The sequence below is a fragment of the Saccharibacillus alkalitolerans genome (assembly GCF_011090185.1).
Lineage (GTDB): Bacteria > Bacillota > Bacilli > Paenibacillales > Paenibacillaceae > Saccharibacillus > Saccharibacillus alkalitolerans.
On the sequence record NZ_JAAFGS010000001.1, the window covers coordinates 618,202 to 640,535 of the forward strand.

General features: G+C 58.2%; 21 protein-coding genes. 17 read left to right on the forward strand and 4 right to left on the reverse strand.

Annotated elements, in window-relative coordinates:
• Positions 1-2: 2 nt before the first annotated feature.
• From recN to GYN08_RS02585, 9 genes are all read left to right on the forward strand, one after another.
• Positions 3-1,733, forward strand: coding sequence for a DNA repair protein RecN (recN, locus tag GYN08_RS02545; RefSeq protein ID WP_166272203.1), 1,731 nt, complete (start codon positions 3-5; stop codon positions 1,731-1,733).
• Between the two features lie 374 nt (positions 1,734-2,107).
• On the forward strand, positions 2,108-2,914 hold the full coding sequence (gene spo0A, locus GYN08_RS02550) for a sporulation transcription factor Spo0A (RefSeq protein ID WP_166272205.1): 807 nt from the start codon (positions 2,108-2,110) through the stop codon (positions 2,912-2,914).
• A gap of 343 nt (positions 2,915-3,257) precedes the next feature.
• A complete protein-coding gene (locus tag GYN08_RS02555) occupies positions 3,258-4,232 on the forward strand; it encodes a glycoside hydrolase family 43 protein (protein WP_166272207.1) in 975 nt (324 codons plus the stop codon).
• A gap of 85 nt (positions 4,233-4,317) precedes the next feature.
• On the forward strand, positions 4,318-5,616 hold the full coding sequence (locus GYN08_RS02560) for an MFS transporter (protein ID WP_166272209.1): 1,299 nt from the start codon (positions 4,318-4,320) through the stop codon (positions 5,614-5,616).
• A gap of 170 nt (positions 5,617-5,786) precedes the next feature.
• Complete coding sequence (locus GYN08_RS02565) at positions 5,787-6,362, forward strand: YdhK family protein (protein WP_166272211.1); 576 nt, start codon at positions 5,787-5,789, stop codon at positions 6,360-6,362.
• Between the two features lie 214 nt (positions 6,363-6,576).
• Positions 6,577-6,825, forward strand: coding sequence for a hypothetical protein (locus GYN08_RS02570; protein ID WP_166272213.1), 249 nt, complete (start codon positions 6,577-6,579; stop codon positions 6,823-6,825).
• Between the two features lie 61 nt (positions 6,826-6,886).
• Positions 6,887-7,528, forward strand: coding sequence for an SDR family oxidoreductase (locus tag GYN08_RS02575; RefSeq protein WP_166272215.1), 642 nt, complete (start codon positions 6,887-6,889; stop codon positions 7,526-7,528).
• Positions 7,529-7,681: 153 nt separating this feature from the next.
• Positions 7,682-8,734 carry a GTP-binding protein gene (locus GYN08_RS02580; RefSeq protein WP_166273082.1) on the forward strand — a complete coding sequence of 351 codons (1,053 nt, stop codon included), beginning with the start codon at positions 7,682-7,684 and terminating at the stop codon, positions 8,732-8,734.
• A gap of 167 nt (positions 8,735-8,901) precedes the next feature.
• Positions 8,902-9,483 carry a GNAT family N-acetyltransferase gene (locus tag GYN08_RS02585; RefSeq protein ID WP_166272217.1) on the forward strand — a complete coding sequence of 194 codons (582 nt, stop codon included), beginning with the start codon at positions 8,902-8,904 and terminating at the stop codon, positions 9,481-9,483.
• Between the two features lie 81 nt (positions 9,484-9,564).
• Here the strand turns inward: GYN08_RS02585 and GYN08_RS02590 are convergent, their stop codons facing one another.
• Positions 9,565-11,535 carry a stalk domain-containing protein gene (locus tag GYN08_RS02590; RefSeq protein WP_166272219.1) on the reverse strand — a complete coding sequence of 657 codons (1,971 nt, stop codon included), beginning with the start codon at positions 11,533-11,535 and terminating at the stop codon, positions 9,565-9,567.
• A 251-nt stretch (positions 11,536-11,786) separates the two neighbouring features.
• Here GYN08_RS02590 and GYN08_RS02595 point away from each other — a divergent pair, with 251 nt between their 5' ends.
• From GYN08_RS02595 to GYN08_RS02605, 3 genes are all read left to right on the forward strand, one after another.
• Positions 11,787-12,266 (forward strand): GNAT family N-acetyltransferase, encoded by a 480-nt coding sequence (locus GYN08_RS02595; RefSeq protein WP_166272221.1) that lies wholly within the window; start codon positions 11,787-11,789, stop codon positions 12,264-12,266.
• A 27-nt stretch (positions 12,267-12,293) separates the two neighbouring features.
• Positions 12,294-13,214, forward strand: a complete 921-nt coding sequence (locus GYN08_RS02600) for a hypothetical protein (RefSeq protein WP_166272223.1) — start codon at positions 12,294-12,296, stop codon at positions 13,212-13,214.
• Between the two features lie 178 nt (positions 13,215-13,392).
• Positions 13,393-13,539 (forward strand): hypothetical protein, encoded by a 147-nt coding sequence (locus tag GYN08_RS02605; protein WP_166272225.1) that lies wholly within the window; start codon positions 13,393-13,395, stop codon positions 13,537-13,539.
• A 129-nt stretch (positions 13,540-13,668) separates the two neighbouring features.
• Here the strand turns inward: GYN08_RS02605 and GYN08_RS02610 are convergent, their stop codons facing one another.
• The 3 genes from GYN08_RS02610 to GYN08_RS02620 all read right to left on the reverse strand — a co-directional run bounded on the left by GYN08_RS02610 (position 13,669) and on the right by GYN08_RS02620 (position 16,467).
• Entirely contained in the window at positions 13,669-14,832 is a 1,164-nt protein-coding gene (locus tag GYN08_RS02610; RefSeq protein WP_166272227.1) for a DNA alkylation repair protein, read from the reverse strand.
• A 127-nt stretch (positions 14,833-14,959) separates the two neighbouring features.
• Positions 14,960-16,060: a DUF1648 domain-containing protein gene (locus GYN08_RS23915; RefSeq protein WP_166272229.1), complete on the reverse strand. Its 1,101-nt coding sequence runs from the start codon at positions 16,058-16,060 to the stop codon at positions 14,960-14,962.
• Positions 16,057-16,467 (reverse strand): GntR family transcriptional regulator, encoded by a 411-nt coding sequence (locus GYN08_RS02620; RefSeq protein ID WP_166272231.1) that lies wholly within the window; start codon positions 16,465-16,467, stop codon positions 16,057-16,059. The genes GYN08_RS23915 and GYN08_RS02620 overlap by 4 nt, the downstream gene beginning before the upstream one ends.
• A gap of 225 nt (positions 16,468-16,692) precedes the next feature.
• Between GYN08_RS02620 and GYN08_RS02625 the strand changes: the two genes are divergently transcribed.
• The 5 genes from GYN08_RS02625 (at position 16,693) to GYN08_RS02645 (ending at position 22,270) form a co-directional block, all read left to right on the forward strand.
• Positions 16,693-16,905 (forward strand): Ni2+-binding GTPase, encoded by a 213-nt coding sequence (locus GYN08_RS02625; protein WP_166272233.1) that lies wholly within the window; start codon positions 16,693-16,695, stop codon positions 16,903-16,905.
• A gap of 64 nt (positions 16,906-16,969) precedes the next feature.
• Complete coding sequence (gene lpdA / locus GYN08_RS02630; protein WP_166272235.1) at positions 16,970-18,391, forward strand: dihydrolipoyl dehydrogenase; 1,422 nt, start codon at positions 16,970-16,972, stop codon at positions 18,389-18,391.
• A gap of 382 nt (positions 18,392-18,773) precedes the next feature.
• Positions 18,774-19,811, forward strand: coding sequence for a thiamine pyrophosphate-dependent dehydrogenase E1 component subunit alpha (locus GYN08_RS02635; protein WP_166272237.1), 1,038 nt, complete (start codon positions 18,774-18,776; stop codon positions 19,809-19,811).
• Between the two features lies 1 nt (position 19,812).
• Entirely contained in the window at positions 19,813-20,796 is a 984-nt protein-coding gene (locus tag GYN08_RS02640; RefSeq protein WP_166272239.1) for an alpha-ketoacid dehydrogenase subunit beta, read from the forward strand.
• Between the two features lie 31 nt (positions 20,797-20,827).
• Positions 20,828-22,270, forward strand: a complete 1,443-nt coding sequence (locus GYN08_RS02645) for a dihydrolipoamide acetyltransferase family protein (RefSeq protein WP_166272241.1) — start codon at positions 20,828-20,830, stop codon at positions 22,268-22,270.
• Positions 22,271-22,334 lie beyond the last annotated feature (64 nt).

The following is a 22,334-nucleotide window of genomic DNA, read 5'->3' on the forward strand; positions in this document are numbered from 1 at the left end:
GCATGCTAGTCGCATTGTCCATTCGCAATCTCGCCGTCGTCGAAGCCGTCGACGTTCATTTTTATCATGGGTTTCATGTGCTGTCCGGAGAAACGGGCGCAGGCAAGTCGATCATTATCGACGCGCTGGGCTTGATCTCGGGCGGCCGCAGTTCTTCGGATCTGATCCGTTACGGAGCCGACAAAGCGGAGATGGAAGCGCTGTTCGAACTGGCGGACGAACATCCGGTCTGGAAAACGCTGGAGCAGCTCGGTATTTCCGCTTCGGCCGAAGAGCATCTTGTGATCCGCCGGGAAGTCAACACGCAGGGAAAAAGCACGTCCCGCATCAACGGCCAGCTCGTCAATCTTACGATGCTGCGCGAAGTGGGCGAACAATTGATCAACATTCACGGCCAGCACGAGCACCAATCGCTGCTGCGTCCCGAAAGCCATCTCGGTCTGCTGGATGCCTACGGCGGCGATACGATCGCTCCGGCCAAGGCGGCCTATCAGCAGGAATATTCGGCGCTTGCCAAACTGGAACGGGAACTGCGGGAACTGCGCGAGACGAGTCAGAAATCGCTGCAGATGCTCGATATGTACCGATTCCAGCTTGAAGAAATCCAAGCGGCCAAACTGAAGGCGGGCGAAGACGTGGAGCTTGCGGACGAACGTTCGAAGCTGGCCCACAGCGAGCGGCTGATGGAATCGGTATCCGAAGGCTACAATCTGCTGTACGGAGACCGCGGCATCGAGGCGATCGGATCGGCGATCTCCAGTCTCGAAGACGTGGAGAATTACGATCCGAAGGCGATGCAGCCGATTCTGGAACAGCTTCGGAACGCCTTTTACCAGCTCGAAGACGCGGCGTTCCAGCTTCGGGATTATCGGGAGAACATCGAATTCAACCCGGGACGCCTGGAGGAAGTGGAAGAGCGGCTTAACCTGCTCTCCGGCCTGCGGCGCAAGTACGGCGAAAGCGTCGAACAAATTCTCGATTACTATAACCGGATCAGCCGGGAAACGGACATGCTCGAAAATAAAGATGAGCGTCTGGAGATGCTGACGGCGAAGCGGGATAAGCAGTTGGAGAAGACGCTGCGTCTTGCCCGCGAGCTCAGCGCGCTGCGCCGCGATTGTTCGCGCGATCTGGCCCGCCAGATCGAAAGCGAGCTGAAAGATCTTCAGATGCAGAGAACTTCCATCGAGGTTCGCCTGGAGCCGATCCAAGATGCGCGGGGATTCGAATTCGAAGGCCGCCGCGTGCGCCTGACCCGTCAAGGCGTCGACAGCGCGGAATTCCTGATTTCGCCGAACCCCGGCGAACCGCTTCGGCCGCTCGGGAAAATCGCTTCGGGCGGCGAGCTGTCGCGGATCATGCTCGCCCTCAAAAGCATTTTCGCCCGTCACGACAAAGTGCCGGTGCTGATCTTCGACGAAGTCGATACCGGGGTCAGCGGCCGTGCCGCCCAGTCGATCGCGGAGAAGCTGGTGAAGCTGTCCCGCGATTGTCAGGTCTTTTCCATTACCCACCTGCCCCAGGTTGCCTGCATGGCGGATCACCAGTACTTGATCGAGAAAAGGGTGGAGGGCGAGCGCACGATGACGCGGGTCGAATCGCTGAACGAAGAAGGCCGCGTAACGGAACTGGCCCGAATGCTCGGCGGTGTCGAAATTACGGAGAAAACGCTCCATCACGCGCAGGAAATGCTGAAACTTGCGGAAGAAAGCAAAAGCGAGCGCGCTTCCTGACCGCTCTGTCCATGATCCCTAAACCGTACGCAGACCCGAGATTGCGGAGCCTCCGGCTTCGCTCCGGCAGTCTGCATCAGCGCGGCGGACGGGCGAAATCCGAAATCGGATTTGCTCTCCGTGCTAATTTACGGTTTTGGGATTTTTTGTTTGAAATCGGCGAATAACCCGATATACTAATGAAGAACGGAAATTTGACAGCGGGGAAGGATTACTTCGAACGATGTCGAATTTTTACGGGGAGACGCGAAGTGCGCTCCAATCTCGGTCTGACCGACGAGTTTGCTTACGCGCACTGTTTAAAGAGAGAAAGAACGGTTCTCTGAACTACAGAGGATTCGGCTTTGCGGCCGGATGAGGAGGAGGAACAGGCTTTGCCAAACATCGAAGTTATGCTTGCGGACGATAACCGGGATTTCGTTCACATGCTCCAGGAACACATTTCCAATCAGGAAGACATGACGGTGACGGGAGTCGCCTTTAACGGCGAAGAAGTTCTGGGGCTGCTCCGGGACGCCGAACGGGCACCGGACATTCTGATTCTGGATATCATCATGCCGCACCTGGACGGACTCGGCGTGCTGGAGAAGCTGCAAAGCATGGAATTGAACCCGCGTCCCAAGGTCATTATGCTGACGGCATTCGGGCAGGAGAACATTACGCAGCGCGCGGTGGAACTGGGAGCGGCTTATTACATCCTGAAGCCGTTCGATATCGAGGTGCTGGTGAGCCGCGTAAGACAGATGCTTAACATTTCGTCTTCGCCGATCGCTCCCTCTCAGCCCGCGCCCGCGCCGAAGCCGAGCATCGGGTCGTTGGCCAAAGGAAAGACGCTGGATGCGAGCATTACGTCCATCATCAACGAGATCGGCATTCCCGTGCATGTACGCGGTTATAAGTATCTGCGCGAAGCGATCACGATGGTGTATCATAACATCGAAATTCTCGGTTCGATCACAAAAACGCTTTACCCGTCGATCGCCGAGAAATACGGAACCACTTCGTCACGCGTCGAGCGCGCCATTCGCCATGCCATCGAACTGGCCTGGTCCCGCGGCTCGGTACAGAACATCAGCGATTTGTTCGGGTATACCGTCAGCATCAACAAATCCAAGCCGACCAACAGCGAATTCATCGCGATGATCGCGGACAAGCTGCGGATCGAGCATAAGGTGAGCTGAAGCCCGCCGCGGCTCAGCGCACGAATTTTCAGATTTGCCGAGGAATGCCGTTCTTTACCGGGGACCGATAACCCGTTATAGAGCGGCATTTTTATGTCCTGGCAAGCGGGGGAATTTATGAAAATCTGCAAAAGACAAATTCAAAAGTACGTACAAGCTAACTTGTTTCTTTACATAAGTGTGAATTTATACGTTTGCATTTGCATATCAGAAAAGTTAATGCTACTATATCTTTTGTAGATGTATGTACATTAAAGATTAATCAAGGCATTTTCGGAATATGTACGTACAATCTTAAATGTAAGCGTCACCTATAAAGAGAAAGCTTAAAGGAGTGGAACACATGAATCATACGCAGCCTTATCAAAATCCCGTTATCGAACAAAGGGCCGATCCTTGGGTGTATAAGCATACCGACGGCTATTATTACTTCACCGCCTCGGTTCCCGAATACGATCGTCTCGAGATCCGGCGTTCGAAAACGATTCAAGGATTGGCGGAAGCGGAAGCGGTCGTCGTTTGGCGCAAGCACGCGGAAGGACCTCTGAGCCAGCTGATTTGGGCACCCGAAATTCATTTCAATCACGGCAAATGGTACATTTACTTCGCCGCCGCTCCTTTGGATCATCCGGTAGACGGAACGTTTACCCATCGCATGTACGCGATTGAAAACGATTCCGCCAATCCTCTCGAAGGGGAATGGACGGAAAAAGGGCAAATCGTGACCGCATGGGAATCTTTCGCTCTGGACGCGACTACGTTCGAGCACAACGGCAAACTTTATTACGTTTGGGCGCAGCGGGATTACGACATCCCCGGAAATTCCAATCTCTATATTTCCGAAATGCAAAATCCTTGGACGTTAAAAGGCGAACAAATCATGCTGAGCAAGCCGGAGCTGGACTGGGAAATCATCGGATTCAAAGTCAATGAAGGACCTGCCGTGCTGAAACGGAACGGAAAAATATTCATTACGTATTCCGCCAGCGCTACCGACATCAACTACTGCATGGGGCTGCTCAGCGCCGACGAAAACAGCGATCTGCTGAACGCTTCTTCCTGGCATAAGTCCGAGCGTCCGGTATTCCGGAGCGCGCCGGAAAACGGACAGTACGGTCCGGGGCATAACAGCTTTACCCGCAGCGAAGACGATACGCAGGACGTGCTGATCTATCACTGCCGCAACTATACGGAAATTGTCGGAGATCCGCTGTATGATCCGAACCGCCATACCCGGGCACAGATCTTCGGTTGGAACGAAGACGGAACGCCCGCATTCGGCATTCCGCTTCCCGACAAAGGTTTTGTACGCTCCTGATTTCCGGTTGTCCGATTTATGATCCGTTCGCCGGACGGCGGATATCCGCCGCCGGCGTTCTTACCCGATAGGAGGTTCATTCACCATGAAGCTGCCCAAATGGAAATTTTGGAATTTTGGTGGTTTGTTCTTTTTCTACTTCTTGATGTGGGCTGTCGTGCTCGCCTTTTTATCGATCTGGTTGAAAGAAGAAGCCGGGCTCGATGCCGGTCACACGGGATTGGTATTCTCGGCCATCTCGCTCATTGCGCTGTGCTATCAACCGTTCTTCGGAGTCATTTCCGATAAGCTCGGATTCCGGAAGAACTTGTTCTGGTTCGTCGTTGTCATGGCGCTCTTAATGGGGCCGTTCTTCACATGGCTCTTCATTCCGCTTCTGCATTTCAATATTTGGGTCGGCGCGATCATCGGCGGGATCTATCTCAGCGCCGTATTCCAAGGCGGCGTCGGAGTCGTCGAAGCCTATATCGAACGCGCCAGCCGGGCCAGCTCGATCGAATACGGCCGGGTTCGGCTGTTCGGTTCCATCGCCGGGGCGGTTGCAACGCTGGTCGGCGGACGACTGTACGTAATGAATCCGAACAGCATTTTCTGGTTCGCTTCCTGCTCCGCCGTATTTCTGGCCATCCTGCTGAAAATCGTTAAGGTGGACACCGTACCGAAAACGGCCGAAGCGCTTGAAGCCCAGCAGGCCGAGGCCGAAGTCGAGCAAAAAGACGACGCGATTACGAAAGAGCGGATCTTCTCGATCTTCAAGCTTAAAAATTTCTGGTTCCTGGCGCTGCTGATGGTCGGAACGGCAAGCGTATACGACGTATTCGATCAGCAGTTTCCGAACTACTACAATCAATTTTTCGCGACGACCGAACTGGGAACCGAGCGCTTCAGCGAGCTGGTATCGCTGCAGACGGCAATCGAAGCCGTGGTGATGATTTTCATGCCGGCGCTGATCAACAAGATCGGAGCCAAAAACGGATTGATTCTGTTCGGCGTTTTGACCTTTATTCGGATCGGTGGAAGCGCTGTAGCGGACAATGTCTATCTGCTGTCGGTCATTCGTTTGATTGCCGCGGTCGAAATGCCTTTGCTGCTGATTTCGATCTTTAAATACATCACGGGCGTATTCGATGTAAGGCTGTCGGCGACCATTTACCTGCTCGCTTTCAACTTCGCCAAGCAGGCTGCGGTCGTTGTATTTTCGAGCGTCGCCGGCAATCTCTATACGAGCATCGGCTTCCAGCCGACGTATTATGTACTTAGCGCAATTGTCTTGGCAATTACCATTATTTGTTTCTTCGGTCTTTCGAACGACAAACCGAAGGGCGGCTTGATGCCAAAAGAGAAGAGCGAACGAAAAGGCAGTCCGGTACTCGGCACTTCCTGAACCTGCTGATCACGAATCGAAAAACCGTCTTCCGTATTTACGGAAGACGGTTTTTTTGCCGCGCGGTCTGCAAAGTTCTTCTCTTCACGATTTGGACTTATTTTGGACGCTTCGTTATACCCCTATGGGGTATAATAACTGTATCTTTGATCGGAAATGGGGATTGCGTAATGAAGAGAAGTTTGAATTGGTTATTCGCCGCGGCCGCGGCCTCATCGATGCTGCTTGCGGGGTGTTCCGGAAAAACGCCGGAAACGGGCAAGGCGCCGGCCGTAACGGAAAGCGAAAGCGAACAAAGTTCAATGGCGGACATGCATCACGGCTCGTCGGGCGAAATGCCGGCAGGACTCAAAGATGCGGCGGATGCCGCTTATCCCGTAGGCGCGGAAGTGACGATTCATGCGGATCATATGCCCGGAATGGAAGGAGCGCGGGCTGTGGTGAGCGGTGCTTACGATACGACGATTTATTCGGTTTCGTATACGCCGACGGATGGCGGGGAGCCGGTGAAGGGCCATAAATGGGTCATTCGCGAAGAAGTGAAGCCGTCGGACAGCCGGGAGCCGGCTCAAGGCGATACGGTGACGATCGAAGCGGATCATATGGCGGGGATGAAAGGGGCGGAGGCGACGATCGAGACGGCTGATCAAGGAGTCGCGTATATGCTCGACTATACGCCGACGACCGGCGGAGAGCCCGTGAAGAATCATATGTGGGTGACGGAAGACGAACTGTCCGCGGAGTGAACAAGCAGTCCGGCGTAATAACAGGAAAAAGGCAAAGAACCCGCAGCTCTTCATGAGCTTCGGGTCTTTTTGCCGTCGAAAAGAAACAAACGCATTCCGTAAAGTCGTGCAAGCAAAGATGGAGAATTTGGTTTCCGGCCTGCGGTTTGGGATAATAAATAAGGCGGGCCGGCTGAATAGCGATCCCGCAGAGCCGAAAGGGAGAGAAACGAACATGAGGACGATTTACATTCATATTTTGTACGATAACGGAATCGAGAAAGAATATGCTTTCGACTCGAGCGAGGAACTGACGCCTGCCGAGATGGAAATCGCGGTCAGGGCGTTCAAAGACGCTTATATCATTCCGGCCTTCCGGGGAGAACGTCCCGAAGAGGGAGGCTGTATGACTTTCGAAAGCGAAGGGCGCGACATCAGCATCAACCTGGCCAAAGTATCGGAAATCGGATTCAGCATCCGTTGAGCATCGGGACCGGGCCGAAATCGGCGGACGAACGTTTTTTCTAAATGGAGGAGGACAAGGCATGAACGTATTGGTTATCGGAGCGAACGGACAGATCGGACATCGGCTGGTTCGCCTTCTCAAGCAGGAAGGGCAGCATGAAGTAAAAGCGATGGTGCGCAAATCGGAACAAGAGGAAGAACTGCGCGCGGCCGGCATCGAAACGGTGCTCGCCAACCTCGAAGATCGCGTCGAAGCGCTGGCGGAAGCGATGAAGGGCAGCGAAGCGATCGTATTCGCGGCGGGTTCGGGCGGATCGACCGGAGCGGACAAGACGCTGTTGATCGATCTGGACGGCGCGGTGAAAACGATGGAAGCGGCCGAAAGAGCGGGAGTCAAGCGTTATGTGATGGTCAGCGCCATGCAGGCGCATAACCGCGACAATTGGGCCGAAGCGATCAAGCCCTACTACGCGGCCAAACATTACGCGGACCGCATGCTGGAATCCACCGGACTGGATTACACGATCGTGCGGCCCGGCGGCTTGAAAAACGAACCGGGCACAGGGCGCATCTCGGCTGCCGAGAACTTGGAGCCCGGATCCGTTTCGCGCGACGATGTGGCCGCGGTGATCGCCGCGCTGCTGGAAGACCGGAATACGTATCGACGGGCGTTCGATCTGACTTCCGGCGATACGCCGATCGGCGAAGCTTTCGGAGCGTAAGTTCGCCGAATCGCAGGGGAACGGGCCGCGAAGCCTAGGCGGCCTGCCCCCGGATTCGTTTCATCGGCGAAACTTTCCGGTTAACGATATCGTATGTGCAGCAGGAATCCGATACGCAAACGGAAGGACGGGAGCCAGATGGAATCGAGCGGCATGGAAAGGTACACCGAAACGCAAAAAAACGAAATGAAGCGGCAGATTCGGCAGGCTGCGGACGAAGCGTTCGATAAGGAAATGGCGGAGATCAACGCGCAGCTGCGCGAAGAGATTCTGATTGCGCTGATCGGCGACGTCAATGCGGGCAAGTCTTCGACGATCAACCGTATCGTAGGCGAAGAAGTCGCCGGCGTGGGCGCGGAACCCGGCGAGACGACGGCTATCCGTCCGCATCCTTACAAAGACAAAATCTTTTTCATCGATACGCCGGGACTGAACGACGTGAACACGGCCAATTCGGCGGCGACGCTGGAGTACTTCCGCAAGACCGACGTCGTGCTGTTTTTCCTTAACGCGGCGGGCACGGTGTTTTCGGAGAGCGAGCAGCGTTCGTTCCGGATCGTGGAAAAAGCGAATCCGAACATCCTCGTCGTCTTGAACAAAATCGACGCGGCGGACGAGGTGGATCGGCTGGTCGCGCGGGTACGGCAGGAAACGGGGCAGAAATACGACGTGATTCCGATTTCTTCGCGCACCGGCGAAAATGTCGACGAGCTGCGGGATGCCATTCTCGAGCTGTTAAAAAAAAAGAACAAGGACATTTTGTTCGCCCGCACGATCAAGGAGAAATCGTCGATCGCCAATAAGTGGATCATCGGAGCGGCGACGTCGGCGGGCGCGATCGGGGCGGTTCCCCTGCCGGGCGCGGATATCGTGCCGCTGACCGCGCTGCAGATCGGGCTGCTGACCCGGTTGGCGACGCTGTACGAACGTCCGATCAGCCGAGAAGCCGCCAAAGAGATCGTCATTACGGCAATCGTCGGCAACCTGGGGCGGACTTTGTTTTCGCAAATCGTCAAAATCTTCCCCGGAGCCGGAAGCGTCGCGGCGGCGGGCGTAGCGAGTACGGTGACGCTCGCGCTCGGCTATTCCGTCAAATATGCCTATGAACGGGGAATCGACGTCACGCCGGAATCGGTAACGAAACTGTACAAAACGTTCCGCGACCGGAAAAACAAAGGCGAGAAGCTGCCCGGCGAAGACGATTGAGTCTGGAAAAGCAAACGAATACGGGAAGTTGAAAGCTCCGCTTAGGCGGAGCTTTTTTTCGGCATACGGCGGCGTTCGGGCGCGGAGAACCGCTTTCGGGTATAATGAAAAGCGCGAAAAAAAGCGGGCGGCCGAATTCGAAGCCGCGCGCCGAAGGAGGAGACGGAATGCTGACCGAACGGCTGGAATTGAGACCTTTCGCGATCGAAGAAGCGGAGGAACTGCTGGCGCTCAGGCTGGAGAACCGGGAATTTCTGGAGCCGTTGGAGCCGATCCGTTCCGCCGGTTATTTGACGCTGGCCGGGCAAAAGACCGAAATCATGCAGAGCGAGCAGGGGCGAATCCGCGATCAAGCGTATATCTACGCGATCCGGCAGCGCGGAAACGGACGCCTGATCGGACGCGCGGCGCTGACGGGCATCGCGCGGGGACCGTTCCAGAACGCGAGCTTGGGTTATTTTCTCGATCAAGCGCATAACGGACAGGGCTATATGACGGAAGCGGTAATCGGCGTGCTGGAGCTGGCTTTCGGCAAACACGGGCTGCACCGTGTGCAGGCGGGAGTGATGCCGCGGAATATCCCTTCGCAGAGAGTGCTGGAGAAAGCGGGCTTTCGCCGGGAAGGTCTTGCCGAGCGGTATTTGAAAATCAACGGCGTCTGGGAAGATCACGTGCTGTTCGGCATTACGGCCGAAGACCGGGAAGGGGCGTCGGACCGACGCGATCGAGCGGAGCGGCACTGCGAATAGGCTGCGGAAAAAAGAAAAAGAAAAAAAGCGGACCGCCGCCTGCGGACCGCTTTTTTCTTTTTTTTGCAATCGGACGGCTGCTCAGTAAATGCCTACGACGACGCCGTTCAGGAAACCGACCGCCTGCCACTGCAGTCCGCCTCTCATATACACCCAGGCTTCGATCGGGCCGTTGGGGCTGTTCTCCTTGCTGACGCTGGAAGGTTCGCCCCAGGAGAGCAGCACATGCTGTTTGTTCATGCCGACGGCCACGACTTCTCTGCGGATGTAATTCCATATTTCGTCGCTGCCGCCGTAGCGGGCGCGCGGATCGAAGGGGAAGAAGTTGGCGGTATCGGTCAGCATCGATACGACGCCGGAAGCGTCCGTCGACGGAGCGGCGAAGCGGCTGCCCGAAGCGTTCGCGAAGACGACCGTGTAGGAATGGCCGTAGCCGTTATCCTGAATCTTGATATCGGCAACGTTCAATTTGCCGAATCGGACGCCGGCTCCGGCGTAGTGGTTGATCCAGTACGATTTGCCCAGGTAGGAAGCCAGGCTGCCCAGCTGCTGCTTCTTCTTAAGCAGGGCGGTTTCCTTCGATTCGACTTCCAGCGAAGCGGAGCCGAGCGATACGACGGCCTGCTGCAGTTTGCCGTCCCACTTCACGGATGCTCCGGCAATGGCGGAGGACAGGAAGCTGGCGGGGAACACGGCCTGTCCGTCCAGCGTCTGCACCTTGCCTTTCATCGTGACGGGTTTTCCGTTGATGCTGGCTTTGGCGCTGCCCTTTTGCATCCCGATCTTCGTATCGCCATACCGGATCGTCCAACTGCCGCCCGAATGGGTCACGGAGGCGCCAAGCGCCCCGAATACCGGACCCACCGGCAGATAAGCGCTGCCGCCGATCAGTCCGGCTCCCGACAAGGCTCCTTCCTGCTTGACGGTCAGCGTCGCTTTCGCTTCGAGGGCACCCGACGAGAAGGTTACGACGGTGCTGCCGAGACCGGCTGCTTTGATCGTGCCGTCCGCCTGCAAAGCCGCGATTTTCGGATCGGCCGTGCTCAGTTCGCTGCGCTCCGGCGAACGCTTGCTTTTGGTGCCGTCCGAATATTTCTCTTCGACGGTCGGGCGGATCGTCTCGCCCTTGGCCGCCGACGGACGGGATAGGGTAAGGACGGCCGATTGCAGGCGGGCCGGTGCCAGCGCGGTCCATCTGCCGTTCGCGTACAGGCCCGATGTTCCGTCGTTCAGACGAACGAAGACTCCTTCCTCGGCCGCGTGCACATAAGCTGCGCCTTTGACGGCGGCGATTTGCGTGCCCGCGCTCTTGCTGCCGTATTCGAACCGCCATAAGCTTCCGTCCGATTTGACGACGTACAGGTCGCTGCGCGATTCTTCGCGAACCCAAGCAAGAGAGAGCGCGCCTGTTGTCAGCGTCTCGGGATCCGAACCCGTTTCCGCGTCGAGCTTAGTCACCGTTCCGTCGGCGCTCAAAGCCATAATATAGCTGCTTGCAGCCTGAATGTCGGCCGTTCCCGGAAGATCGGCGACTTTTTTCGTTTGGTTCGTTTGATAATCGGAGCGATAGCGCCAGATTTCGCCGTTCGCCGTCAGCAGCACGAAGCCCGACGCATGGGCGGAGATTTTGACGGCACCCGGCAGACCGGCGCCTTTATAGCCGACCACCTCGCCCGATTTCGCCAGCATGACGTCTTCGGAGACCTGGGCAATCGGCGGCAGATCGGTCAGCCGTTTCGGCTGCCCCGTCAGCCCCAGAGTGCCCCATCGATAGACGCTGCCGTTTTCCGTCCAGGCGTACTGATCGCCCGTATGCGTATCCCGCGTCAGTCCGACAAACGGCGACGTCTCCTGCGCGGGCCCCAGCGTCCTGCCTTCTGCCCGCAGGGAACCGTCGCCGAGCACGTAATTTCTGTTGTCCAATCCAATCCGGATGGTCGACGCTTCCGTCTGCGCATAGACGCTGTTCCCCCACAGCCGCGGTGCCGGAGCGGCGGCTCCAAGCAAGATGCCCGCAGCCAGTGCGGTTTTGACGATCAGCTTTCCGTTCATCGTTTAACAAGACCCCTATCTCTTTCTCAAGTAACGCTTCGCGCGGCAAGCGACCCCCTGTTTACCCGGAAAAGAGGAAACGGTCAGCCCGGCGGCGTTCTGGTTGTAAGCATTCGACCAAGCTTGCGCCAAACCCTTTTTTATCCATGAAAAGCTGAGCGAAATTCTGCATGGAAAAAAGACGGATAAGTTGAAACGCCCGTGAAGAAGCCGGTACAATGGAAAGAGTGCGACAGGAGGCTGAAAGAAAAATGATCAGGACTTACAGGCTGGAAGATTTGAACGACGTGATCGCTCTCCATGCCGAGCTCTACCGCCGCGAGCGGGGTTACGACGATTCGTTCGCGCGTTTCGTGGAGGAAGGAATCCGGGAATTCGGCAGCCGAAAAAGCCGCGGGCGCGAGCAGCTGTGGGTTGTCGACCGCGGCGGCAGACACGGCGGTTCGATCGGCATTACCGAGATGGACGCGAAAACGGCCCAACTGCGGTGGTTTCTGCTCGACCCGCGGCTGCGCGGGGAAGGGTTCGGGCGCGAAATGATGGAGCTGGCGACGGCTCACTGCGAAGCGAATGGCTACGAGCGCATTGTCCTCTGGACAAACGCCGAGTTGGAGTCCGCGCGGAGGCTGTATGCCTCGTTCGGCTTCGAGCTCGCCGAAAGCCGCTCTTCGTTCCTGTCAGGGCGCGTGTTGCACGAAGAACGTTGGGTTAAACAATTGATTACGGGCTGAGCTAACGGCCGAAGAAGGAGGAGTTCGATGACGCAGAAGGAGGAACGCTCCAAGCGAAACGACGGGCCGAACGGTTCGTTCGAAGCCGGGGTTCCCGACTGGCGGCCTTCGTCGCTGACGGAAGCGCCGGAGCATTCGGGCTCCGTTCGCGACGAGATGCTGGGCTACATGCACGAACTCATCGAAATCGCGCGCGATTTTGCGGAACGGGAAGACGATTTCTATGCGGGGGCGCTGCTGCAAAGGATCGCGAACTCGCTGTCGGCGGCCGTGCTGCTGCGCGAGGGAGGACTCGTCGTGGAAGCTCCCGTGCAGATTCGGGTGGCGTTCGAACACTGTGCGCGCCTGTTCCAGTACCGAGCCGCGCCCGAGACGATCGACTCCGAGGCGGCGCAGGAAGTGATGGGCAGCAATCTGGGCGTGATGAAATACGCTTATGAGCATATCTCTTTCGAACTGACCGACGTATACGGCTTTCTTAACATTTTTACGCATCCCGATCGCGCTTCGCTGGAGTGGACGAACCGCGTCAACGCGGATTCGGTCGATATGGCGGACATGCTGGCGTTATACGGAATCGGAGGTCTGTTCCTCATCTTGGCTCACGCCTATCCCGAGGACGTCCGTCTGGGCGAAGAACGGCTTAAGGAGCGGTCGGAGCGGATCGCCTCGCGGATTCTCGGCGTGCTGAAAGAGTTCGAAACGCTCAAGAGCACGGGCGATCCGCATCGGATGCTGGAATTGTTTCTCAGCGAAAACGGGCGGGTGTTCGGCAAGGACAAATATAACGAGCATTTGAAAAAATTCATGCTGTTCGCTTCGGAGCATCCGAACAATACGATGGAGCTGTATCTCAAGCGGGAAATGGAGCTGGAGAAAAGAAGGCAGCTGCGAAACGAAGCGAAGCGGAAAGAAAAAAAATCCGCCTCGAAACGCAAAAAGAAATAACTGGATATTATGGAATCGGTCTTTCGTGCCGATACATATAAAGGCGGTTTCTCCCGAGTCTAAAAAAACGTGTCCGGAACCGCTGCGCCCGAAGCGAAACGAGTTTCAAATTTCGGCCAACGGTTAATTATAACATGCGGACATGTCATAACAGACTGAATTAAGGTGAGGAAGAATTATGCAAACGCAAAGCAATCAGACGCTCCCGCAGTTTTCGGACGTGCTGGAAGAAGTCAACTTTATCCTGTACGGCTCGAAGAGCGGCAAGCCGGAAGAACAAGGCGAAGCCGATCGCCAAGAACAGACCGAAGCGTCCGTCCGGTAACGAGCGTCGTTCCTAATTTTATCTAATATATGCGCAGCATCGGCAGGCCGCCTTTCGTCGTCCAACAACGACGCAAAGGCGGCCTCTATTTGTCGTTGTCGAGGAGAATCGTCCAAGGCGTACGGCGGATTAATAAAGCGATGCGCGGGCGTCTTCCGATCCGTCGGCGTTCCCGCCCGTCTCCGGCTCTTCGATAAGCAGCGCATCTTCCGCATATTCCGCGCCGTTCACGAGAAGCGCGATCCGGTGGACGCCGGGATAATGGCGGCGGGTAGTCAGCTGCGCAAAGCGGTGCCTCCGGGAGCCCGTAAGACGTTCTCCGCCTTCAAGCATGCGGTCGGCGAGCAGAAACAGTTTGCGCGAAACGCGGCCCGACGCTTTGACGAAATCGATCGCGTATTCAAGCCGTAAGCGTACCTGGACGCCGGGGCGCGCCGACACTTCGAAATCGAGCCGGGCTTCGCCGCCGATCGGAACCGCTCGGGGCCAAGCCCGAAGCGCGGCGTCTTCCAGCAGTGGTTCGGCGCCGTCTGCTCCAGGCGATGCGTAGCCGAACAGCGTCAGCACATCCGGGTCCGCGGCCCGCAGCAGGCCGCGGCAGCCGCGGCGGACGATCCAATCGGCAAGCGGATCGGTGCCGTACCAGCGGAGCGCCGTTCGTTTGACGGCTTCGGGATGGTCTTTGGAAATGTCGTTGAGATTGTTGGCGACGCTTTTGCGCACGTACAGCGACGGATCGGACCGAAGCGCTTCGAGAAGGTCCAGCACCGGAGCCGGATCGGCTTTGAACATCGGCAGGGACTGCCCCCACGGCAGACGAGGACGGCTGCCCTCGCTGGCCAGCCGGCGGACATGCTCGTTCTCGCTGAGCGCCCACCGGCGCATGCGGGCCATTGTCCTTTCGGGATGCCGCAGCAGGAACGGACGAATCGCAAATTCGGACGAAGATTTCGCGGTGAAGCGTTCGAGCGCGTCCAGCGCCGTCTCGAAATCGTCTTCCGCGCTCCCGTGGATTTCGACGAAATCGGGAAAAAAAAGATAAGGGAAGCCGACGCATCGTTCGTCGACCCGGTACAAAATCTCGAGCGCTTCCCCGAACGATCGAGGCAGGCCGTGTCCGAGCGTCGTCGAAATGCGGCGTATGCGGGCTTTCAGCTCGAGCTGCTCCCAGCCGTCGCCAAGTACGCCGGACATAAAAGCGTCAGCTTCGAAAGAAGGATACACGCTTTGGATCAAAGTCGAAAAATCTCGCAGGAAAGCTTTGGTATAGATGGACTTCAGCGGTTCGGCCATCGGGTTATCCTCCTTGGGCCGCAGGGAACGCGGCGAGTGATCGGCATATCTTCCTTGTAAGATAGCATGAAAAACCGGACACCAAGGTGTCCGGTTTTTTGCGTTCCGTCGCTTGAACGAAAAAGGTTCAGCTTCCGAAGATGACGGCTGCCGCGATCGCTGCGATCGGGATCAGCAGGCCCGCGGCCAGCGCCGCCCAACTGAGCGGACGGGCAAAATTGAGCGTCCAGCCCATGCCGAAGCGTTTTTCCGACATAAAGGAAGGATCTTCGGGATTGTAATAGAACAGCCCTCCGCGCCAGTAGCGGTCTTCGCCGCGGTGGCGGTTTGCTCCCGTCTCCTCCAGGCCCGCGCGTCTCAGGTAGACGATAAAGAACAGAAGGGCAAGCACGATGAACGTCAAGAAAACGATCCCGTAAGCGGCGGGAAGCCTTCCTTCGAATCCGTACGTGCTGCGAGCCTGTCCCCAGCCCAGCATAATAACGACAACCAGCGAGAGCAGGTACATCAGCCATGCGTTCGACCGAAGCAGTTTATTGCGTTTGCGCAGAGAACCTTCCGGGTCGGTCGGATCGAGATTTTGGCGCGTGCGGCCGAGCGAGAGATGAATTCCGACGAAGAGGGCGGTCAGCAAGGTTTGAACGATGGTCAGCATGTAGACGCTGCCCACGGTTTTCGGGGCATATCGATCGGGAGTGCCTGAGGCGTCGAAATGCATCGGTACGGGATCGGGAATCCGATCCCAATTGACGGCCAGCAGGACGGCGCAGAGCGCGATCGCGGCAGCATGCAGCAGATAGGCCCAAGCCGGAATCCCCGAACGCGCAGAGGGGCGCGGCGAGCCGATATAGGCGGCCCGTTTGGACGAGGACGGGGCTTTCCAGCCTCGCTCGCTTTTAAGCGCCAGTGCGCGGCTCCGGCAGATTTTCCAGGCTGCAGCGGCGCACAGGGCCTGCGGGACCAACAGTAGGGCCAGCGTCCATCCTTGGGAGCCGCCGGACAGACGCCAGCCGGCGAAGGCCAGCAGGGTACCGAGCAAAGCGCCGCCCAGAGAAAGTCCGACATAGCGGCGGCGGATGGCGGACACCTGCGCCAGCCGGCGTTCTTCCTGCGGGACGTAGACGCCTATAAGCATGCCGGAAGCCAGCAGGGGCAATCCGATCAGCGAGAGCAGCCAGAGCAGATCCAAAAATGCGGCGACGAGCAGAAAAGCGGTTGTCGGGTTCACGGTGAAGTTCCTCCTTTATCGGTTGGCGGATTTTGAATGCTGCGGTAGAGGGATCGGAGCAGCTCGAGCAGCTCGTCTTCTCCCATGCCCCGGGCGACGGTCTCGGCCGCCAATGGGCGAAGGTCGCGGCGCAGTCGTTCCCGGAACGCTTCGTCGGCCCGGGGAAGCGTTCCGGGCTGGACGATAACGCCCTTCTTACGGTGAATCTCGAGAAAGCCGTCCTGCTTAAGCATTTGATACGCCTTGTTGACCGTATGCAAATTGATATCCAGGTCGGCGGCGAGCATACGGACCGACGGCAGCGGCTGTCCGGGAGTCAGAGCGCCGGAAGCGATACCTTCGATCAGTTGGTCGGCCAGCTGTTTGTAGATCGGGACGTCCGATTGCAGATCGAGTTCGACGAACATGGGCTGCCTCCTTTGGTTGTTTGTTATATTTATAGTATAACAGATAGATCATGTCGTCAACATAAATCGGAAATCGTCAAGAAGGCGGACGGCGAAAAATGATTCCGCTCGTGGTATGCTAGAAAAGGCGGGCCGGGCCCGCCGAACGGCAAAAAAGCCGAGCAGGCCCAGAACGGATGCGGCAGAGGCCCGGATCGACGCGACAAACGGAAGGATGAGCAAGCGATGAGCGAGTATCGGACAGACGATGAGGAACGTCTGAAGCGCCTTCGGGAACGCGGCGTACTGAACGACGAAGAAACGGAGTGGATTCAAGCGATGCTGCTTCGTCTGGCAGAGACCGAGGCGCAGAACAAGCGGCTGCGGGAAGCGCTGCTGAAAGCGAACGGCCGCAAACCGACGATGTCGACCAAACTGCGCGACGCGCTGTACGAATAAATCGCGCGAATCACGGATAGGCGTTCGGGCGACCGATTTTTCAATCATAAGGAGGAATAAACGGATGACGATTACATGCGATGTTGCCGTACTGGGCGGAGGGACGGGCGGGTATGTCGCCGCGATCAAGGCGGCGCAGCTCGGCAAAGAAGTAATCATTATTGAAAGATCGAAACTGGGCGGCACCTGCCTGCACAGGGGATGCATTCCGACCAAGACGCTGCTGCGCAGCGCCGAAGTCTATGCGCTGCTGCAAAATACGGAAATGTACGGGATCGAATCGGACGGCGGCCGATTGGTGTTCCCGAAAGTGCAGGAGCGAAAACGGGCGGTCGTCGACAAGCTGCACCAGGGCGTGCAGTATTTGATGCGCAAAAACAAAATCCGCGTGATCGAAGGCAGCGGACGGATTATCGGACCTTCGATCTTCTCGCCGCGCAGCGGCGCCGTGGCGGTCGAACTGCCGGACGGCGAGATGGAGACGATCGTGCCGAACAATCTCATCATTGCCACAGGATCGCGTCCCCGCGTCATTCCGGGACTCGAGCCGGACGGCGTCCACATTTTGAGCAGCGACGAAGCGGTGGATCTGGAGAAGCTGCCGGAATCGATGCTGATCGTGGGCGGAGGCGTGATCGGCGTCGAGTGGGCGTCCATGCTGTGCGACTTTGGCGTTAACATTACGCTGCTCGAAATGGCGGATCAAATTTTGCCGGGCGAAGACGAAGAGACGGCGCGCGAACTGGCCAAGCTGCTGCAGAAGCGCGGCATCGTCATCATGACCGGAGCCGAACTGCAGCCCGACACGTATGCGGCTGGAGAAGACGGCATCTCGATATCGGCCGTACATAAAGGAGAAGAGGTCCGCCTGGAAGCGTCGCAGATGTTCGTATCGATCGGCCGCGCGGCGAACGTCGAAGGGATCGGGCTGGAAAATACCGATATCCGCGTCGCCGACGGGAAAATTTCGGTGAACGAAAATTTTCAGACCGGCGAATCGCATATCTACGCGATCGGCGACTGTATCGGCGGGCTGCAGCTGGCGCACGCGGCAAGCCATGAAGGCATCGAAGCCGTCCTGCATTTGGCGGGGGAGAAGAGGCACGGATACGACCCGAACCTGGTCCCCCGCTGCGTGTATACCCATCCGGAAGTCGGAAGCGTCGGCATGACGGAAAAGCGGGCGCGCGAACTGGGCCGCAGCGTCAAATCGGCGAAGGTGCCGTTCTCCGCGATCGCGAAAGCGCTGGTCGAAGGCCATTCCGACGGCTTCGCCAAAGTGGTGGTCGATACGGAGACCCACGACCTGGTCGGCGTGCAGATCATCGGTCCGCGCGCGACCGAACTGATCGCCGAAGCTTCGCTCGCGGCGGTGCTGGACGCCACGCCTTGGGAAGTCGGAAACGCCGTTCATGCGCATCCGACGCTGGCCGAAGCGCTCGGCGAAGCGATGCTGGCGATCGACGGCAGCGCCATCAACGTCTAAATCCGAGGCGGCAGCGCTTCTGAGACGGAAGGCTGCGGCGCCAGAGCGGCCTCTTCCGTCTCAGAAGCGCCGATCGTTTGCGAAATCCCGTTCCGCGCGGACAGCGGAACGGGATTTCGCCTATCCGTCGAAACGAATCGATCCGCCCCTTGCCCACTCGCGGTAAAGCGGCGCTTTTCTTTTTCACGTAAAAAGGCTTATAATGAGTTCGGGTTCGGAATTAGTACCTGGTTTTAAGACGTTGTGTTAGACAGCGGATGAAAACAGCGTTCGAAGGCGAAAAAGGCCGCGGGACGGGTAAGTATAGACCGGGGAAGATCCCGAAGAAAGCAACAAGAGCGTCACTTCATAATCGTTTACGACATTTAAGGAGGTTCCCGTGATGAACCAAAATGGAACGGCTGCCCCGCAGTCCCAGCACGAAGCGGCCGGACTGGACGACCGCCGCGCCGTCGAGATGTACAAATGCATGCTGCTTGCGCGCAAGTTCGACGAGCGCTGCCACCTGCTGCAGCGGGCGGGCAAAATCAACTTTCACGTATCGGGCATCGGGCAGGAAACGGCGCAGGTCGCCGCGGCGTTCGCGCTCGATACGGACAAAGATTATTTCCTGCCTTACTACCGCGATTACGGATTTATGCTGGCCGTAGGCATGACGACCCGCGAACTGATGCTGTCGGCTTTCGCGAAAGCGGAAGACCCGAACAGCGGCGGACGCCAGATGCCGGGGCACTTCGGCAGCAAAAGGCTGCGCGTGCTGACCGGATCGAGTCCGGTCACGACGCAGGTTCCGCATGCCGTCGGAGCGGCATTGGCCTCGAAAATGCGCGGCGAAGGAGCGGTATCGTTCGTGACGTTCGGCGAAGGCTCCAGCAACCAGGGCGATTTCCACGAAGGCGCGAACTTTGCGGGCGTGCAGAAGCTTCCGGTCATCATGATGTGCGAGAACAACCAATACGCCATTTCCGTGCCGATCGCCAAACAGCTGGCAGGCAAGGTGAGCGACCGGGCGCTGGGTTACGGCTTCCCGGGCGTGCGCGTGGACGGCAACGACGCGCTGGCCATGTTCCGCACCGTAAGCGAAGCGCGGGAGCGCGGCGTGAACGGAGAGGGACCGACGCTGATCGAAGCGATGATGTACCGCCTGTCGCCGCATTCCACGTCGGACAACGACCTGGCGTACCGGACGAAGGAAGAAGTCGACGCCAATTGGAAAAAGGACGGCATTCCGCGCTATAAGCAGTACCTGATCGAAGCGGGACTGTGGAGCGAGGAGCAGGAAGAAGCATACCTGAAAGAAGTCGCCCAAGAATTGAAGGAAGCGACGGAGTATGCGGACAAAGCGCCGTATCCGCGCGCGGAAGACACGCTGCTGCATGTGTATGCGGGCGACGGAGACGGACAGGGAGGACTGAACTGATATGCCGATGATGGAATATATCGACGCCATTCGTCTGGCGATGAAGGAAGAGATGGAGCAGGATCCGTCCGTCTTCGTGCTGGGCGAGGACGTAGGCGTCAAGGGCGGCGTCTTCACGACGACGAAGGGGCTGCAGGAGCAGTTCGGCGAAGACCGCGTCATCGATACGCCGCTGGCGGAATCCGCGATCGCCGGCGTGGCGATCGGCGCTGCGATGGTCGGCATGAAGCCGATCGCCGAGATGCAGTATTCGGACTTTATGCTGCCGGCTACCAACCAGATTATCAGCGAAGCGGCCAAGATCCGCTACCGCTCCAATAACGACTGGGACTGCCCGATCGTCGTGCGCGCGCCGATCGGCGGCGGCATTTTCGGCGGCCTGTATCATTCGCAGTGTCCGGAATCGATTTTCTTCGGCACGCCGGGGCTTAAGATCGTGGCGCCTTACTCCGCGTACGACGCGAAGGGACTGCTGAAAGCGGCCGTGCGGGATCCCGATCCGGTGCTCTTTTTCGAAAACAAAAAGTGCTATAAGCTGATCAAGGAAGACGTGCCGGAGGATGACTACGTCGTTCCGATCGGCAAAGCGAACCTGCTGCGAGAAGGCGACGACATTACCGTCATCAGCTACAGCCTGCCGCTGCATTTCGCCATGCAGGCCGCCGAAGAGCTGGAGAAGGAAGGCATCACGAGCCATATCCTTGATCTGCGCACCATCCAGCCGCTCGACCGAGAAGCGATCGTGGAAGCGGTACGCCGCACCGGCAAAGTGCTGATCGTGCACGAGGACAACAAGACCGGCGGCGTGGGCGCGGAAGTGGCCGCGATCATCGCCGAGGAATGCCTGTACGACCTGGATGCGCCGATCCGCCGTCTGTGCGGTCCGGATGCCCCGGCGATGCCGATCAACCCGCCGCAGGAGAAGTTCTTCATGCTCAGCAAGGACAAGCTGCTGCACGCCATGCGAGAACTGGCCCTTTACTGACCGGCACTGCACATATAGAGGAGTGAAAGCCATGAGCACACCGAATTCCACGCAAAAAGATATCGCGATGCCTCAGCTCGCCGAGTCGCTCGTATCCGCGACGATCGCCAAATGGCTGAAGCGTCCCGGCGATTCCGTCGATCTGTACGAGCCGATCTGCGAAGTCATCACCGATAAAGTCAACGCCGAGATCCCTTCCACGGAAGAAGGCGTCATGGGCGAACTGCTGGCCGCCGAAGGCCAGGAGATCGCCGTCGGCGAGATCATCTGCCGCATCGTGACCGGCGGCGCGGAAGCCGCGCCGGAAGCTCCGGCCGCGGCGCCGCAGGCGGCCTCCGGCTCCGCTTCGGCGGCCCCGCGCCCGGCTTCGCCTTCGGGCGCTTCCGCCGCGCCGCAGGGCGCGCCGGCCGGCGGCACGGGCGGCATGCGCGCCCGCTACTCGCCGGCGGTGCAGGCGCTGGCGGCGCAGCACGGCCTCGATCCGGCCGTCATTCCCGGCAGCGGCATGGGCGGCCGGGTGACGCGCAAAGACGTGCTCCAGTACCTGGAGCGCGGAGGCGCGTCCCGGGCGGCCGAGCCGGCCGCTCCGGCGGCGCAGCCGTCGCCGCAGCCCGCCGCGCCGGCTTTCGGCCAGGCGGCATCGTTCGGCGCTCCGCAGCCGCCGCAGTTCGCGGCGTCTGGCCCTGCGGGCTACAACGAAGTCCGGCATTCCGGCCTGCATCTCAGCGAGAATCCTCCGCTGCCGAAGATCGAAGTCGAAGACTCCGGCCGGGGCCGCAACGAGACGTATATCGACGTCACGCCGATTCGCAACACGATCGCGAGCCGGATGCGCCAGAGCGTGCTGGAAATTCCGCACGGCTGGATGATGATCGAAGTCGACATGACCAATCTGGTCAAACTGCGCAACAAGCACAAGGACGAGTTCAAGCGCAAAGAAGGCGTCAACCTGACGTATCCGGCGTTCGTCATCAAGGCGGTCGTGAACGCGATCAAAGATTATCCGATCATGAACTCCGTCTGGGCGGTCGACAAGATTATCGTCAAGCGCGATATCAACATCTCGCTCGCCGTCGGCACGGAAGATTCCGTCATGACGCCGGTCATTCAGAAGGCGGATCAGAAAAATATCGCGGGCCTGGCGATGGAGATCGAAGATCTGGCCCGCCGCACGCGCGAGCGCACGCTGAAGCTCGACGACATGCAGGGCGGAACGTTCACCGTCAACAATACGGGCTCGTTCGGTTCGATCCTGTCGCAGCCGATCATCAATTATCCGCAGGCGGCGCAGCTCACGTTCGAGTCGATCGTCAAACGTCCGGTCGTGATCAATGACATGGTCGGCGTCCGTTCGATGGCGAACTTCTGCCTGTCGCTGGACCACCGGATTCTCGACGGCCTGATCTGCGGACGCTTCCTGCAGCGGGTGAAAGAGAATCTGGAAGGATACTCCGACGATACGAAGCTGTACTGAAACATCTGTACCGAAACACGACCGAAAAAGAGCCTCGGCCCGCGCGGACGTCCGCGCGAAGCCG

Coding starts and splice junctions, on each gene's coding strand:
- recN (WP_166272203.1), top strand. CDS start 3: ATGCTAGTCGCATTGTCCATTCGCAATCTCGCCGTCGTCGAAGCCGTC.
- GYN08_RS02555 (WP_166272207.1), top strand. CDS start 3,258: ATGAATCATACGCAGCCTTATCAAAATCCCGTTATCGAACAAAGGGCC.
- GYN08_RS02560 (WP_166272209.1), top strand. CDS start 4,318: ATGAAGCTGCCCAAATGGAAATTTTGGAATTTTGGTGGTTTGTTCTTT.
- GYN08_RS02565 (WP_166272211.1), top strand. CDS start 5,787: ATGAAGAGAAGTTTGAATTGGTTATTCGCCGCGGCCGCGGCCTCATCG.
- GYN08_RS02570 (WP_166272213.1), top strand. CDS start 6,577: ATGAGGACGATTTACATTCATATTTTGTACGATAACGGAATCGAGAAA.
- GYN08_RS02575 (WP_166272215.1), top strand. CDS start 6,887: ATGAACGTATTGGTTATCGGAGCGAACGGACAGATCGGACATCGGCTG.
- GYN08_RS02580 (WP_166273082.1), top strand. CDS start 7,682: ATGGAAAGGTACACCGAAACGCAAAAAAACGAAATGAAGCGGCAGATT.
- GYN08_RS02585 (WP_166272217.1), top strand. CDS start 8,902: ATGCTGACCGAACGGCTGGAATTGAGACCTTTCGCGATCGAAGAAGCG.
- GYN08_RS02590 (WP_166272219.1), bottom strand. CDS start 11,535: ATGAACGGAAAGCTGATCGTCAAAACCGCACTGGCTGCGGGCATCTTG.
- GYN08_RS02595 (WP_166272221.1), top strand. CDS start 11,787: ATGATCAGGACTTACAGGCTGGAAGATTTGAACGACGTGATCGCTCTC.
- GYN08_RS02600 (WP_166272223.1), top strand. CDS start 12,294: ATGACGCAGAAGGAGGAACGCTCCAAGCGAAACGACGGGCCGAACGGT.
- GYN08_RS02605 (WP_166272225.1), top strand. CDS start 13,393: ATGCAAACGCAAAGCAATCAGACGCTCCCGCAGTTTTCGGACGTGCTG.
- GYN08_RS02610 (WP_166272227.1), bottom strand. CDS start 14,832: ATGGCCGAACCGCTGAAGTCCATCTATACCAAAGCTTTCCTGCGAGAT.
- GYN08_RS02620 (WP_166272231.1), bottom strand. CDS start 16,467: ATGTTCGTCGAACTCGATCTGCAATCGGACGTCCCGATCTACAAACAG.
- GYN08_RS02625 (WP_166272233.1), top strand. CDS start 16,693: ATGAGCGAGTATCGGACAGACGATGAGGAACGTCTGAAGCGCCTTCGG.
- lpdA (WP_166272235.1), top strand. CDS start 16,970: ATGACGATTACATGCGATGTTGCCGTACTGGGCGGAGGGACGGGCGGG.
- GYN08_RS02635 (WP_166272237.1), top strand. CDS start 18,774: ATGAACCAAAATGGAACGGCTGCCCCGCAGTCCCAGCACGAAGCGGCC.
- GYN08_RS02640 (WP_166272239.1), top strand. CDS start 19,813: ATGCCGATGATGGAATATATCGACGCCATTCGTCTGGCGATGAAGGAA.
- GYN08_RS02645 (WP_166272241.1), top strand. CDS start 20,828: ATGAGCACACCGAATTCCACGCAAAAAGATATCGCGATGCCTCAGCTC.